This is a genomic window from uncultured Senegalimassilia sp., from assembly GCF_934630535.1.
Taxonomy (GTDB): domain Bacteria; phylum Actinomycetota; class Coriobacteriia; order Coriobacteriales; family Eggerthellaceae; genus Senegalimassilia.
This window is the reverse complement of sequence record NZ_CAKTVU010000001.1, coordinates 83,759-97,075: the sequence shown is the minus strand read 5'-3', so window position 1 is coordinate 97,075 and position 13,317 is coordinate 83,759. Positions and strand designations below refer to the sequence as shown.

15 protein-coding genes are annotated in these 13,317 nt (G+C 57.5%); 2 read left to right on the top strand and 13 right to left on the bottom strand.

Features of this window, described 5'->3' with window-relative positions; all coding sequences use genetic code 11:
• Nucleotides 1-86: 86 nt before the first annotated feature.
• Entirely contained in the window at nucleotides 87-1,673 is a 1,587-nt protein-coding gene (gene metG / locus Q0D52_RS00375; protein ID WP_294379386.1) for a methionine--tRNA ligase, read from the bottom strand.
• A 240-nt stretch (nucleotides 1,674-1,913) separates the two neighbouring features.
• Between metG and Q0D52_RS00370 the strand changes: the two genes are divergently transcribed.
• Entirely contained in the window at nucleotides 1,914-3,074 is a 1,161-nt protein-coding gene (locus tag Q0D52_RS00370; RefSeq protein WP_294379384.1) for a hypothetical protein, read from the top strand.
• Between the two features lie 93 nt (nucleotides 3,075-3,167).
• Here the strand turns inward: Q0D52_RS00370 and Q0D52_RS00365 are convergent, their stop codons facing one another.
• From Q0D52_RS00365 to Q0D52_RS00335, 7 genes are all read right to left on the bottom strand, one after another.
• On the bottom strand, nucleotides 3,168-4,013 hold the full coding sequence (locus Q0D52_RS00365) for a hypothetical protein (protein ID WP_294379382.1): 846 nt from the start codon (nucleotides 4,011-4,013) through the stop codon (nucleotides 3,168-3,170).
• Nucleotides 4,010-4,603: a hypothetical protein gene (locus tag Q0D52_RS00360; protein WP_294379380.1), complete on the bottom strand. Its 594-nt coding sequence runs from the start codon at nucleotides 4,601-4,603 to the stop codon at nucleotides 4,010-4,012. Before Q0D52_RS00360 ends, Q0D52_RS00365 begins: the two co-directional genes overlap by 4 nt.
• A gap of 128 nt (nucleotides 4,604-4,731) precedes the next feature.
• Nucleotides 4,732-5,607: a hypothetical protein gene (locus tag Q0D52_RS00355; protein WP_294379378.1), complete on the bottom strand. Its 876-nt coding sequence runs from the start codon at nucleotides 5,605-5,607 to the stop codon at nucleotides 4,732-4,734.
• Complete coding sequence (locus Q0D52_RS00350; protein ID WP_294379376.1) at nucleotides 5,604-6,437, bottom strand: hypothetical protein; 834 nt, start codon at nucleotides 6,435-6,437, stop codon at nucleotides 5,604-5,606. Before Q0D52_RS00350 ends, Q0D52_RS00355 begins: the two co-directional genes overlap by 4 nt.
• A 1-nt stretch (nucleotide 6,438) precedes the next feature.
• Entirely contained in the window at nucleotides 6,439-7,092 is a 654-nt protein-coding gene (locus Q0D52_RS00345) for a hypothetical protein (RefSeq protein ID WP_294379375.1), read from the bottom strand.
• Between the two features lie 10 nt (nucleotides 7,093-7,102).
• Nucleotides 7,103-7,750, bottom strand: coding sequence for an ATP-binding cassette domain-containing protein (locus Q0D52_RS00340; protein ID WP_294379372.1), 648 nt, complete (start codon nucleotides 7,748-7,750; stop codon nucleotides 7,103-7,105).
• Between the two features lie 50 nt (nucleotides 7,751-7,800).
• Complete coding sequence (locus Q0D52_RS00335) at nucleotides 7,801-8,250, bottom strand: DUF2712 domain-containing protein (protein ID WP_294379370.1); 450 nt, start codon at nucleotides 8,248-8,250, stop codon at nucleotides 7,801-7,803.
• 201 nt (nucleotides 8,251-8,451) lie between these two features.
• Between Q0D52_RS00335 and Q0D52_RS00330 the strand changes: the two genes are divergently transcribed.
• Nucleotides 8,452-9,345, top strand: a complete 894-nt coding sequence (locus Q0D52_RS00330) for a LysR family transcriptional regulator (RefSeq protein WP_294379369.1) — start codon at nucleotides 8,452-8,454, stop codon at nucleotides 9,343-9,345.
• 53 nt (nucleotides 9,346-9,398) lie between these two features.
• Here the strand turns inward: Q0D52_RS00330 and Q0D52_RS00325 are convergent, their stop codons facing one another.
• The 5 genes from Q0D52_RS00325 to rsmI all read right to left on the bottom strand — a co-directional run bounded on the left by Q0D52_RS00325 (nucleotide 9,399) and on the right by rsmI (nucleotide 13,283).
• A complete protein-coding gene (locus tag Q0D52_RS00325) occupies nucleotides 9,399-10,931 on the bottom strand; it encodes a DHA2 family efflux MFS transporter permease subunit (RefSeq protein WP_294379366.1) in 1,533 nt (510 codons plus the stop codon).
• Between the two features lie 114 nt (nucleotides 10,932-11,045).
• On the bottom strand, nucleotides 11,046-11,315 hold the full coding sequence (locus tag Q0D52_RS00320) for a type II toxin-antitoxin system RelE/ParE family toxin (RefSeq protein ID WP_294379364.1): 270 nt from the start codon (nucleotides 11,313-11,315) through the stop codon (nucleotides 11,046-11,048).
• The gene (relB, locus tag Q0D52_RS00315) at nucleotides 11,316-11,531 is read right to left on the bottom strand and encodes a type II toxin-antitoxin system RelB family antitoxin (protein ID WP_294379362.1); all 216 of its coding nucleotides are present in this window, start codon (nucleotides 11,529-11,531) and stop codon (nucleotides 11,316-11,318) included. It abuts the gene before it with no gap.
• A 129-nt stretch (nucleotides 11,532-11,660) separates the two neighbouring features.
• Nucleotides 11,661-12,431, bottom strand: coding sequence for a SprT family zinc-dependent metalloprotease (locus Q0D52_RS00310; RefSeq protein ID WP_294379360.1), 771 nt, complete (start codon nucleotides 12,429-12,431; stop codon nucleotides 11,661-11,663).
• A gap of 3 nt (nucleotides 12,432-12,434) precedes the next feature.
• The gene (gene rsmI / locus Q0D52_RS00305) at nucleotides 12,435-13,283 is read right to left on the bottom strand and encodes a 16S rRNA (cytidine(1402)-2'-O)-methyltransferase (RefSeq protein WP_294379358.1); all 849 of its coding nucleotides are present in this window, start codon (nucleotides 13,281-13,283) and stop codon (nucleotides 12,435-12,437) included.
• Nucleotides 13,284-13,317: the final 34 nt, after the last annotated feature.

Below are 13,317 nucleotides of genomic sequence, written 5' to 3'. Positions count from 1 at the left end.
ATGTGCGGCGCGGCGGAGGAGGTTCCTTCGCCGCGATCTGCCGCAACATCAAGCGTTCCGCCTGCCGTTTAGCGGGCGAAACCCCTTTATTCCTCGATCTGGATCTCGTCCATGTTCAGGCGCGGGAACAGCGGGTCGCCCACGGTGACCATGTTGCCGGCGGACAGCTGGCCCCACTTCGTGGCGCCCTCGACGTCCACCACATCGGTGACCTTGCCCAGGCTCAGGCGATCGAAGACCTCGTTGGAGGTGTTCGGCATGAACGGGGCCATGTACAGCGCGATGATGCGGATGGCCTCGAGCGCGTTGTAGATGACGGCGGCCAGGTCGCCCTGCGTCTCCTCCTTCTTCGCCAGGTTCCACGGGGCGCTTTCCTCAACGTAGAGGTTCACGCGACCGGCAAGCTCCTGCACCGCGGCGGCAGCGCCGGTGAAGTCGACCTGGGACATGCAGGCATCGTACTTCGCGTACAGCTGCTCGACGATGGGCAGCATGGGGTTGGCAACGCGCTCGGCGGCGTCTGCCGGCACGGCGGGCACCTTGCCGTCGAAGTACTTGCTCGTCATGTTGAACACGCGGCTGCACAGGTTGCCCCAGGTGTTGGCCAGGTCAGCGTTGTACACCTGCACCATGCGCTCCATGGAGATGTTGCCGTCATGACCGAACTGCACGTCGGACATGAAGTAGTAGCGGTACGCGTCCACGCCGAAGATCTTCACCAGGTCGGCGGGCTTCATGCCGTTGCCCTTGGACTTCGACATCTTCTCGCCCTTGGTGAGCAAAAAGCCATGGCCGAACACCGCGTGCGTGATGGGCAGGCCGGCGGCCATGAGCATGGCCGGCCAGATGACGCAGTGGAAGCGCGTGATGTCCTTGCCCACGAAGTGGTACTGCATGGGCCAGCGCTGCTCGAACTCGCCGGCGCGCTGCTCGTCGCCGTAGCCGATGCCCGTGAGATAGGCCAGCAGGGCGTCGGCCCACACGTAGGCCACGTGGCCATCGTCGAAGGGCAGCGGCACGCCCCAGTCGAAGGTGGAACGGCTGATGGACAGGTCCTTCAGGCCGCTCTTCACGAAGGTGACCACCTCGTTCTTGCGCGTTTCGGGACGGATGAAGTCGGGGTTCTCCTCGTAGAACTTCAGCAGCGGCTCCTGGAACTCGGAGAGCTTGAAGAACCAGTTCTCCTCGCCGCCGGCCTTCTGCACCGGGCGATGGCAGTCGGGGCACACCAGCTCGCCGTCCTCGTTCTTCTCAAGGTCGGACTCGGCGTAATAGGTTTCCTCGTGCACGCAGTACCAACCCTCGTAGCTGCCCTTGTAGCACCAGCCCTTGTCGAACAGGTCCTGCCAGAACTTCTGCACGGTGCGGGCGTGGCGCGGCTGGGTGGTGCGCACGAAATCGGTGTAGGTGATGTCGAGCAGGTCCCACACGTTGCGGAACGCCGGCTCCATGGAATCGCACCAGGCCTGCGGGGTCATGCCCTTCGACTCGGCGGTATCGGCCACTTTCTGGCCATGCTCGTCCATGCCCGTGACGAACGCCACGTCGTAGCCGTTCATGCGCTGGTAGCGCGCGACGGTGTCGGCGGCGACGGTAGTGTAGGCCGTGCCCAAGTGGGGCTCGGCGTTCACGTAATAGATGGGCGTGGTGAACGAGTAGGTTCCCTTTGACATGGTGCTTCCTTTTGCTCGCGGCCGCAGTCGGGCGAATGATGCCCCGCCAACCTGGGTTTTCGCAGTGCCTTTGATTGTACCACGCGGGGACGGCGCGAAGCCTGCCCCCAAACCCGCCACCACGCAATCATCGGGCGATCCGGCGGGCTCGAGCGCTTGTGCACGTTTAATGAGCGGCACGGTTTGCACATATCCGCCCGGTATAATCAACGGCAATTGTTATAAATCGAAGGATGGCGGATGTTTTCTAACAAACTTCAAACGAACCCGAGCAGCCGCCCTCGCCACCGCTTGCCGCTGACCGTCGCCTTGAGCGCGACGCTGGCCTTCGCAAGCGTGCCGGTCGTGGGCCTTTCGCAGCAAACCGCATGGGCGGAGGACATCGACACGAACGTGCAGGCCGACGCCGCACAGCAAGAAGTCGAGCGCACTGCCGCCGAATATGACCAGGCCATAAGCCGCATCGGCGACCTGAATCAGCAGATCGCCGACAACGAGGCGCGCATCGCCGAAATCGAGGAGGCCCTTCCCACTCAGCAGGAGCGCAGCTCCGCTGCCGCGGTGAAGCTGTACAAGACGCAGGCTTCCACGCCCGGCTTGCTGGAAATGGTCCTCAGCTCCGAGAACATCGTGGACTTCTTCACGTCGCTTGAGTACGTGTCCCACATCTACAGCAGCAACCAGGCCGAGATCAAGCGCCTTGGCGAACTGAAGGACGAGCTCGACCAGACGCATCGCGACCTGTCGCAGGCGAAGAAGGACGCCGACGCCGAAGCGGCCAACGCCGAGCAGGCGCTTTCCGCCGCCCAGCAGGCGCGCCAGGAGGCCCAGCGCAAAGCGCAGGAGGAAGCTGCCCGCCAGGCCGAAGAGGCCGCAAAGGCCGCTGAAGCCGAGGCAGCCAAGGCCGAAACCGCAAAGGAGGCGGACAAGCAGGAGCAGGCCGATTCCGCCAGCGCTCCGGCTGCCGCCGAGGCAGCGGGCGGATCTTCCGCGGGCACCGTGGAGGCACCCGGCGACGACGGCGCCGACTGGGCAAGTGAGCGCGACGTGTTCGTGGCGCAGTGGGCCGGCCGCATCGACGCATATCTGGCTGGTTCGCCTATGGCAGGCACGGGCAAGGTGTTCGCCGAGGCCGCTTGGGATTACGGCGTGGACCCGCGTTGGTCACCCGCCATCTCCAACACCGAAAGCTCCAAGGGCCTGTACTGCTCCGGCAGCTGCAACGCCTGGGGCTGGGGCGGCTGCAGCTGGGGAAGCTGGGAAGAGGCCATCCGCGATCATGTGGCCGGCCTTGCCCGCGGCTACGGCTACACCATCTCGGTGGACGCCGCCAAGAAGTACTGCCCGCCGAACTGGGAGCACTGGTACAACGCAACGCTTGCGCAGATGAATATGATCTAAAGGGAAACCCGGCCACGAGCCGGGTTTCTTATTTTTAGGGGAGGACGACTCGCAAGTTCTTGCCCTGCCGCGTCTCGCAGTTTTGCGTTTGCGTCACAAAAACTCTCGCCTGCGAGCCAGCAAAAACGCAAACACTAACAATACACCCATCATAGCAAGCAACGAGAGAAGCCCATGACCAGCCCCAGGCAACCATGATGAGTGACCCACATTTGCAGTCTCGAACAAGAACGAAAGCGGATTGGGGAAAATAATCGAACCACCAAGAATATTGTGCGCAACATCGTAGATAAACGAATCGTGACCGTGCACCGCAGGCAAGCAAAGCACTCCCAAAATTGCTATTGCCCCCTTCGTAGCCACGAAATTCCGCACAACATAAAACACCGCAAATAACGCTACCTGAGAGACAGCGCAGTACAGATAGACCGTCGCGACTATTTCTGTCACCGGCACAATTTCAAGCGTAAGCCCCTTGTTGACGTAAGCGAAACGACTTGCTGTGGCGTCGAAGTTGCAAAAGCCCCCCGTAAGCAACACGCCAAACAATATCAGCGACACTACGAAAGCCAGCGAAACCGCAACCGAGACAATTACGGCATCCGCTAACTGAGCACCCGCCAAGCGAACGCGACTTCCCGAAAGAACAACCGCAACCGGCACCTCACGCGCCTGCCACAACCACCCAAGATAAAACGCCGAGAGCACCGGGCACACCAACCACAACAGAGGAACCCCCCGCGCCGAATCGCAAGCATCAAGCAAGCAATCCATAGCGCACAGCCCTATGTCAACGGAAACCGCCGTTTTCACGCACGCAAAAGATGCAGCAACAATCCCGACCAGCAACGCTGCAAACGGTAAACTTTTATGCATCCTAAACAAGCCTCCAAACGATCGTATCGCCGTCTTTCGCTCGGAAAAACGCAAGCTGTTCATTGCTGCTCCGCAGTTGACCCGAGAAGGAAGCCTTTTATATTCGTGGTTTCAAGGCCGATAATGTCTTCGCCAACGGTTAGATAAACGGTAGCATTGTCAAACAAATCCTCCCGACAAATAAACGACATACCAAATTCCACCGACTCATGCGGTTGAACAGTCGCGTTATAGTAGCTCTTCGTGTTCGGTTCGCCCAATTCAAACCAAATAGGGTCGGCCCCATACAGCAATGGCACCCTTTCGCCAGCTTCATTGAAAGGCATCAGCCGGAAAGTCCCCACGTTAAACGTTCTTGCAACATCTTCGTTATTTGTCACGCGAAAACGAGCGTTCACAAACGCCCAGCCATCGGAAAACGCACCGTCCTCATTAATCTCCCAATGTCCGCCCACGCTTTCGTCCGCCTGACCATTCATCCAAAGGGGAACCGCACCTGATGGCAATGATGAGCCAACGCTATATTCAAGCAGCGTTATGACAAGATCCCCTTCGTCCGCTGATGCTTTATTAATAATCGAGCTATTAAAAGGAAGCCCTTCCGAAACTCTCGCACCTTGCACATCCAATGCGTCACCCGGATCTACAGACACCTCCCCCGTATGGGAAGAAGGGAGTGAAGAACACCCGCACAATAAGGCTAGAAGCGCGACAGTCAGTCCAGTTGTTACAGTCAACGTCCTAGCATCCTTCGCAGAACGCACTATCGCATTAATCATATTCACTTCCATTCAGCACGCATTCGAGCGACGACCAGAAACAACAGCGCCACAGCATCAACAACAACCGCAATAAACATGCTCATAAGCGGTTCAATCAAGCCTGGCCCGAATATCGCAGAACGAGCAATCATCGCATAATCCAACAAAGGAAGCGCCGTTGGCGCATACGCCGAGCCAACAGCCACTCCAAGCAACAACAACATAGCCAGGGGACGACCAGCAATCGTGCAGAATGCCGCTACACCCAATGCCACCGCAATCAGCCAGGCAGCATTCGCAACGAGCATAAGTCCAAAGTCCGCAAGCTCTAACGAGCTGACCCCTTCCCTAACCAACAGCTGAACATACGGAGAAAGCGAGCATATATCGCCTTGAGCCAGCACGCCTAATGCGGCTGGGACAATATACGCAATGACAGCAAGCTCAGCTAGCAGCAACAAGACAACCGTTACCAACCACAGCAGCATAATCAGAGCTTGCCTTTTCCTGCCCCCGCACCTCAAAGCAACCGGCAAAGTGCACTTATGCCCGGCCGCGCAGCAAGCCGCAAAGCCAACCACTACGAACAAAAGAACCCACGCAATGTTCAAAGCTAAAACCTCGTTTATTGCACCTGACGGCTCCTTCATACCAAACAGAAAGAACAGCAGACAATCAACCCAGGTTACGCTCAACAACCCAGACCCTCCGCCATACGAAGGACCAACTCCTAGCGTAGTCCACACATCAAGCAAACTATCAGCTGCCCAAATTGACCTTGCAAGAAGCACCGCTGATAGCACTCCGTAAACCGTCAGAACAAAAGAAACCGACCGGTTCACTTTCCACATGTATTCGATGCCTGATACAACCCAATGACGCCCCGCTGCGCTCATTGCGTACCCTCAAACCGTTTAGTTTGCAAGACCGTAACGCCAAACAAAGCAACAATGGCAAGCATTTGCAACCCAGCTGAAATCACAAAAATCGAAGGCTGAGGCTGAAACGGCAATATCGCATTGATAGGAGCAAAGCCTGCAATAGCGGAACCTTGCAAGGCGAATTGAAGAGCAAAGCATGCCGCCATAGGGGCAAGCAAAACGATGAACCGGCTGCTAACCAAAAACGACAGTGCACAGGACAACGCCACGCAAGCAACGCCCAAGCCTACCGCCAATGCAGAAAACAGAGCAATAAACGCTAGCGGGCACGCGAAGAATACGCTCGCCAACGTATTGCTCGGCCTCACAAAGAACGTAGACTCAGCCGAGTCCGGCCATAATGCAGGCACCAGGCACGCCGTTGCCGTAACATTCAGCACCAACGGCACAGCAATCACAATCGCCGCCGTCAGACTGGCGGCAAGTATTTTCGAAACGATGTAATGTACTCGGCCAATACGCGAAACAACCTGGCACGCATACCCAGAATGGACATCAAAGCACAAGGAGCTCGCTGCGGGAAAACAAGCCAGCAAAGGGAGTGCATAGTAAAACATCATCGTGAAAACCGAGTACGCAGTAAGCCCTATCCAGGTATTGTAAGCTGATGGAGGAAACGCGCCATTCGCACCATTTCGCCAAAATTGCCAGCCATCGGAATATGCAAACGGAGCAGAAACCATGGCAACTTGAGTAACAGAAAGCACCAGCGCAGCAAACAAGGCTACGGCAAAGCCGCTAGAGCCAAAGGCTCGCTTAATCTCATACGCAATTGCGCGCTTCATCCTATTTCTCCTCCCCTGAGCTAGATGAAAAGGAAAAATCTTCAAGGGCAAGCTTGTTTGAAAGTTGGATATACGTTTTTTGCGGGTACGTCGCCGTCACCAAGTTGAATGACGCGTTTTCAAACGTATCCCATTCGCGGCTAAAGCCAAACTGATTGTCGGACGCAACATAAGGAACCAGCATCTCCACAGATTGACCTGCGGCGAGGCGTCCCGCCATACCCGTGACGTTGTTTATTTTGCAAAACAGTCCGGCATCCATACCGTTCGCCCAGGTGCCCGCTTGAGCCGTTAAGCGCCCAGGCTCTACAACCTGTTCACTATCGCTCTTGTTTGAAAAGACGACTCGAACAACAAGTAATTTGGTCTTTACATCGGGCCCCAATATTTCCAATTCGCTTTGGCAATTGGGAAAAGCGGACATTGCTTCATCTTTGGACAGGACGCAATAGTGAAGCGCCCTAGCATACACATCAGAACCAGCGGAGTTCAGGATTGGCATGTCTTCGAAAATCGAATAGCTAACAGGGGGTTTCTGTTGGGACGGGTTATTTACCGAATAGATGCGAAGCGTACAAGCTGCAACCAATAATATTACAAGCGCAAGTGCAATAGCTAATTTAATAGGACGCTTTACGGAAGCCGTGTTCTTCATTTGTCGCATCTTAGCCACCCGCTTTTTCGTGACTTGTCAAACGCCCTTCCGCCATGACGAAAATCTCGTCAGCAAGAAGGTCTAACTCTTCAGCGTCGTGACAAGCCACAACAACAATTGCCCCGCGCTCTTTTTCTTCGCGCACAATTGTTTCTACGCGCGCAACCCCAGATGGGTCAAGTGCGTTGATGGGCTCATCTAAAAGAATGAGGTCCGGATGTTCCATAATGGCACACGCAATCCCCAAACGTTGCTGCATACCAAGTGAGTATTTGCGATAAGGCCGCTTATCATCGGAATCAAGACCAACGCGGCGAAGAGCTTCAGCTATGTCGTCGCCACCGGCGACCCCGCGCAACCCAGCAAGTAACTGCAGGTTCTTAAACCCTGCGTATCGAGGCAAAAACGACGGAGTCTCTATCAGTAGACCCACAGAAGCAGGGAAGTCAATGTCTTTCCCCAGTTTTTTGCCATCAACAAAAACGCCGCCCGACGTTGGGAAAAGCAAACCAGCAATTGCACGCATCAACATTGTTTTGCCAGACCCGTTTTTACCACGTAGGCCATAGCATGTTCCTGGTTCAAGAATTAGATTGACGTCGTCAAGAACCGTTATGCCTTTTATTGCTTTAGTGTAATGCGATATTTCTACGCGCATCAGGGCTCCATTCAAATAGGGCGCCGCCAAAAGCAACGCCCCTAACATCGCTAGATACTATCAGGACTCCAGACGCCAGAAATTGTCGTGTTGTAGCTGTTAGGATTGTTAAACCACAGAAGCGCTTGAGGAAAGCCTCTCTCTTTTACGTTGTTGAGAAGATATCCGCTTTTGCCCGCATTCCAATAATAAATGGGGCTACCAACAAATTTGACATCCCAAACGTATCCTGTTGCCGCAACCTCAACATAATGGTTCGCTCCACCATAGCAAGCATCCCATGCCGACGAATCGTTAAGCTTGCTCCTAGCGGACGTATACGACACGTCTGAAGCATACGCATAACTCGAGTAAGAGCTATCACCCCAATTACCCTGGCTGTAATCATACGCAAATGCCGAGTCGCTTACGCTAACAGCAACGCCAAAAGCCAACGCACAAGCCGCCAAAGCAGCTGCAAACTTCAGCTTTAGTGAGTCACCTTTTCCAACAAGTTCCATAATCATCTCCCTTCATTCTTGATTGCATGCCTATCCGATATCGAGTGACCCATTTGTAACACGGTTATTTATGCGCAAATAAACACCATCGGTTTGCGATGGACAACTAATTGTTACCCATGCCTTATGTTAATTCCGTAAATTGCAAAGTCGAAGTCCTTATATAATCAAAAGTAAATTCAATCACGATCGGACCAGCGTATGAATATTCAGCAGCTCAGCTATTTTTCGACGGCGGTAGACACAAGCAGCTTTAAGGAAACCGCTCAAACGCACTTCGTGACACCCGCCGCCATATCAAAAGCACTAGGAGATTTGGAAACAGAGCTCGGCATAAAGCTATTCGTAAAGGAAGGGCGTGCTATCGTTCCAACAGAGAAAGCCTTGCTCCTTAAGCCCCTTGCCGACAACATCAGCCGCAATGTCAAAGAGTTCGAACGCTTGGCCAAGCTTCCCAAAGAAAATAATGACACCCCCAGAACATTTATCCTTGCAGCAGCCTATGCCCCAGCAAGAAGCAAACTTATCAACCAAAAAGGAGTGGAGGCGCTGGAACGCCTTGACCCACAACGAAGAATTCTCGTAGTAAGAAGAGATAGCGGGTCATGTTTATCTGCCGTAATTGAAGGCTCCGTTGATGCCGCGCTCATCCTTGGGGAACCAAAGAGCGATACGCTGGCATCCGCCCGCGTCGGAACGTCCCAATCAATCGTAGTCGTCAATAAAAGCAACCCACTCGCAAATCTAACGACCATTTCGCCCAATGACCTTCGCTCTGTCGCCGTCGGGTGGCCCCACGATATACGATATGCTTTGCCCCTACTGCTCGATTTATTCGATAAGTCAGACGTCGAGCCGCATTTTACGCACCTCTACACAATCGATGACAACACACAGTTCATTAGTGAGGACAAAGGTTGTCTCATAGCCACCAATGAACCTTATATAGCAAGTACTTATCCAAATGCAGTATTTCTCCCCTTCGCCGACGAAGAGGCAAATGTTCCAGTTTTCCTTGTCTGGAACAAGGAAAACGACGACCCCCTGCTTGAAGAGCTTACCGAAACGCTAGAGGCCATCCTAAAACGGCGCTAACAACGAAATACCTTCGGACCATCCCTCCTCACCACAATGGCACGACGGCCCCGCTATTTCGCAACGCTTCCCATCTTCGGCAGGACGAACATGCCCAGGATGAACGCAAGCACGGGAACGGCGCATTGCAGCCAGAAGCTGAAGTCGAAGCCGCCAAGGTCGACGCCGAGCGCGTTTTGCGAGGTCAACGCCATAGCGGCGATGAACACCGATGCCGAAAGGCTGCCGATGAGCTGTCGCGCGGACGTGATGATGGCCGATGCCTGCGCCAGCTCGTCGGGATCGAGCGTGGTGCACGCCCATGCCGTCAGCGGCATCATCAGGCACGCGATGCCCGTCGCGCGGATGCCATAAAGCACCGTAACCACCCATTCGGGAACGCTTGCGGGAATAAGGGCGAACGCCACCGTGCCCGCAAGCACCGTAGCGCAGCCCGCCACGATAAGCGGGCGCGGGCCGCGACGATCGAGGAGGCGTCCGGTGATGGGGTTCATCACGCCCATCATGATGGCGCCGGGCAAAAGCGTCAGACCCGACACCGTTGCCGAAAGCCCCTGGATATCCTGCACGAACAGCGGCACCATGATCGACGGCGCCATGAACATCATGTGCGCGCATATGACGATGAGCGTGGAGACGGCGAACGTCTTGTCGCGGAAGCACTTCAGCTTCAGGAACGGCTCGGGGACGCGCAGCTGGCGGCGTGCGAACACTGCCAGCCCCGCCAAGCCCAGCAGCAACGGGAGGACGAAGCCCACGCCCACGGACCCGCCCGATTCCAGCATGGTGGCCGCAATCATCACCAGCACGAAGCCGCCGGAATACAGAAGCGCCGACACCAGGTCGAAATGCCCCGGATGGTCGGGACGGTGCACCACGTCATCAAGCAGCAGCACCGTCAGCGCCATCACCGCAAGCGCGATGGCACCGAGCATCCAGAACATGGAGCGCCAACCCCACGCATCGATGAGGAAGCCGCTGATGGTGGGGCCGATGGCGGGCGCGAACCCGATGATCATGCCCACGATGGCCGTAGCCTGGCCGTACTGGCTTTTCGGATAGATGTTCAGCGCCACCAGCTGCACGAGCGGCAGGCAGATGCCGGCGCCGCCGGCCTGCAGCAGGCGCGCCGCAAGCAGGCACGGGTAGTTCGGCGCGAAGATGGCCGCTGCACACCCGATGGCGAACGACGCCATGGATGCGAAGAACAGCTTCTTGGAGTCGAACCGGTTCATCAGATAGCCCGTCATAGCGCTGATCAGGCCCAACACGAAGATGTAGGCGGTGGTGAGCAGCTGGCCGGAGCTTGCGCTGATGGCGTACTCGTGCATGACCGCCGGCAACGCGGCGATCATCATGCTTTGGGAGATGCACGCCGCCGTGGTACCCGACACCATGATGCCCAGCACCAAGCGGCGCTGCCGCGGCGGCAAGCCGTCGCGCTCGGATTCGGGATTGGCGGGAGAAGCGTTTGAGCAGCCATTAACCGCCATGGAAGTTACTGCCGATTGTTCTGCAGAAGGCGCGTCCGGCACGCCCGTAGATATAAGCTCATTCGTGTTCATGACCGTGATGGTACCAGCCATACACCGCCGTCAATCATGGACGCACGAAACGCGCACGGAAGCGCAACGGAAACGAAACACGCTACAAGAAACAATTGAAGATAACGAACTAGAACATCGCAGAGGATCGACTCGCTAGCGATCGTACACCGTGCTGCGATGACCTATCGAGAAAACTTCAACGACAAGCTTCTCATCTTCGATAATGCATAGGATGCGATAATCGCCAACGCGATAACGCCACTCACCCGAACGATTGGCCGTAAGGCCCTTGCCATGGACGCGCGGATTTTCGCACCCTTCCAGGTTTTTGCCAATCCAAGAAACGATAAGCCGCGCATCGAAGCGATCCATCTTCTTTAGCTGCTTCAACGCAGCCTTGGTGTACTCAACGCGATACGCCATTTACAGCCCCAGCTCCGCTAGCACTTGAGCTTGGCTATAACGTTCGCCGTCATCTTCTGCCACGGCGGCGCGCAGCGCGGCGAGGTCTTCTTGGTCTTCGATTTTCTCGAACACGGCATCGCGAATGAAATCGGAAATGGTTTTACCCTCAAACTTGGCGTATTTGCGCACGACCGACGCATCAATGTCATCCACACGCATGGTAAGCGTAGTCATAGCAGCTCCTCTCACTGTTTGAATACACTGTATTCTACCACCGTGCGCGCAGGTGCTCAAGTCGCTAATGGAATGCAGCAGCGGGGTGCGAAGCGTTAACGAACCAGAATGCTACGGAGGCATTAGTTTTTACCGCAGCTTGTCGCGGCGTTGTTTCCAGTCGGGCATGAAGTTGTCCATGAGCTGGTGGAACCTTGGGCCGTGACCGCGCTCGAGCAGGTGGCACAGCTCGTGCACCACCACGTACTCCAGGCATTCCGGCGGGTAGAGCGCCAATCGCACGTTGATGCAGATGCGGCCCGTGGAAGGTTGGCAGCTGCCCCAGCGGCTGGTCATGTTGCGATACGCCAGCTGACCCGCCTTCACCCCCATGATGGGCTCCCATGCCGCCACCAGCGCGGGCACGCATGCCTGCACCACCGCGCGCCACTGCGCCACCTCGGCCTTCGACGCCTGCGAGGCCTGCGCCATGGGCGTGGCGGACACGCGCTCCATTTGGGCTTGAATCCAGTCGTGCTTGCGATGCACAAAATCGGCAACGTCCGCGGGCGTCATCCAGGCGGGCGCGGATGCATCCACGTGGCCGCCGTCGCGGGCGATGCGCAGGTTGAGGTTCTTCACCCGCTTGCGCTGCAGATGCACCTCGATGCCGTCCACGTAAAACACCTCGGGCGCCGCCGCTGCGCGCGCGGGCTTGCGGCGCACGGTTTGCGAACCGGCCTTCCCCGCCCCGGCCGCCGCGCGACCGGCGCCGGACGGACGCTGCCGCGCAGCCTTCCCGGCTCCGCCGGCCCCGCGACCGGCGCCCGATGTGCGCGATCCGCCCACCGTCTGGCGCTTGAGCTCGCCCGGGTCCACGCGACGCGTGCGCACCGGGCCGGATCGGTTTTCGCTGGCCACGCCCTACGCCTCCAGCGCGATCTCGTACGCGGCGTTGCGCGGCAGGCCGAACTCTGCCGCCAGCGTTTTCGCGATGTCCTTGTTGCGCGCGCCCTCGGCCTTGAGCTGGGCGGCGCGGACACGGGCGGAATCCTCGGCGCTTTCCTGGGCCGCCTGCCCCTCCGCCTCGCTGGGCCCGTCGATCACGATGACGATCTCGCCCTTGATGCTGCCGGCCGCCTCGCGGGCCGCGAACTCGTCGCGCAGCGCGGGCAGCGCGTCGCGCACCACTTCCTCATGCAGCTTCGTGAGCTCGCGGCACACCGCCGCCTCGCGCAGCGGGAACGCCTCGGCGAGCGCCGCCAGCGCCCCGGCGATGCGGTTCGGGCTTTCATAATAGATAAGCGCCGCATCCAGCGTGCGCACCGCGTCGAGCGCGGCCTTCTGCTCGCCGGCCTTGCGCGGGAAGAAGCCGCCGAAATAGAATCGCGGGTTCGTACAGCCGCTGGCCACGTACGCCGTTGCCGTGGCGGTGGGACCGGGCAGCACCTCCACGGGAGCGCCCGCCTGGCGGCATGCGCGCACCAGGCGCAAACCCGGGTCGGACACGCCCGGCATGCCGGCGTCACTGCAGTACGCGATGACCTCGCCCGCCTCCACGCGCGCCACGATGCCGTCGGCGCGCGAGCCGATGAGCGCCTCGTCCAGGCGTTCCAGGCGCTTTTCGATACCGAAAGCCGCCAGCAGCTTGCCGGTGACGCGCGTGTCCTCCGCGCACACCACATCGGCGCTGGTCAGCGCATCAAGCGCACGCTGCGGCATATCGCCTAAGTTGCCGATGGGCGTCGGGCAGATGATCAGCTTGCCAGCCATATCGTTCCTTTCCTTGTTGCAAAACGACCGCGTT

What these genes read in the sequence shown, in the direction of transcription:
- Q0D52_RS00320 (WP_294379364.1), bottom strand. Translation starts at nt 11,315, where the DNA reads ATGGCGTATCGCGTTGAGTACACCAAGGCTGCGTTGAAGCAGCTAAAG.
- Q0D52_RS00325 (WP_294379366.1), bottom strand. Translation starts at nt 10,931, where the DNA reads ATGGCTGGTACCATCACGGTCATGAACACGAATGAGCTTATATCTACG.
- metG (WP_294379386.1), bottom strand. Translation starts at nt 1,673, where the DNA reads ATGTCAAAGGGAACCTACTCGTTCACCACGCCCATCTATTACGTGAAC.
- relB (WP_294379362.1), bottom strand. Translation starts at nt 11,531, where the DNA reads ATGACTACGCTTACCATGCGTGTGGATGACATTGATGCGTCGGTCGTG.
- Q0D52_RS00350 (WP_294379376.1), bottom strand. Translation starts at nt 6,437, where the DNA reads ATGAAGCGCGCAATTGCGTATGAGATTAAGCGAGCCTTTGGCTCTAGC.
- Q0D52_RS00340 (WP_294379372.1), bottom strand. Translation starts at nt 7,750, where the DNA reads ATGCGCGTAGAAATATCGCATTACACTAAAGCAATAAAAGGCATAACG.
- Q0D52_RS00365 (WP_294379382.1), bottom strand. Translation starts at nt 4,013, where the DNA reads ATGAACAGCTTGCGTTTTTCCGAGCGAAAGACGGCGATACGATCGTTT.
- Q0D52_RS00330 (WP_294379369.1), top strand. Translation starts at nt 8,452, where the DNA reads ATGAATATTCAGCAGCTCAGCTATTTTTCGACGGCGGTAGACACAAGC.
- Q0D52_RS00335 (WP_294379370.1), bottom strand. Translation starts at nt 8,250, where the DNA reads ATGGAACTTGTTGGAAAAGGTGACTCACTAAAGCTGAAGTTTGCAGCT.
- rsmI (WP_294379358.1), bottom strand. Translation starts at nt 13,283, where the DNA reads ATGGCTGGCAAGCTGATCATCTGCCCGACGCCCATCGGCAACTTAGGC.
- Q0D52_RS00370 (WP_294379384.1), top strand. Translation starts at nt 1,914, where the DNA reads ATGTTTTCTAACAAACTTCAAACGAACCCGAGCAGCCGCCCTCGCCAC.
- Q0D52_RS00355 (WP_294379378.1), bottom strand. Translation starts at nt 5,607, where the DNA reads ATGAGCGCAGCGGGGCGTCATTGGGTTGTATCAGGCATCGAATACATG.
- Q0D52_RS00345 (WP_294379375.1), bottom strand. Translation starts at nt 7,092, where the DNA reads ATGAAGAACACGGCTTCCGTAAAGCGTCCTATTAAATTAGCTATTGCA.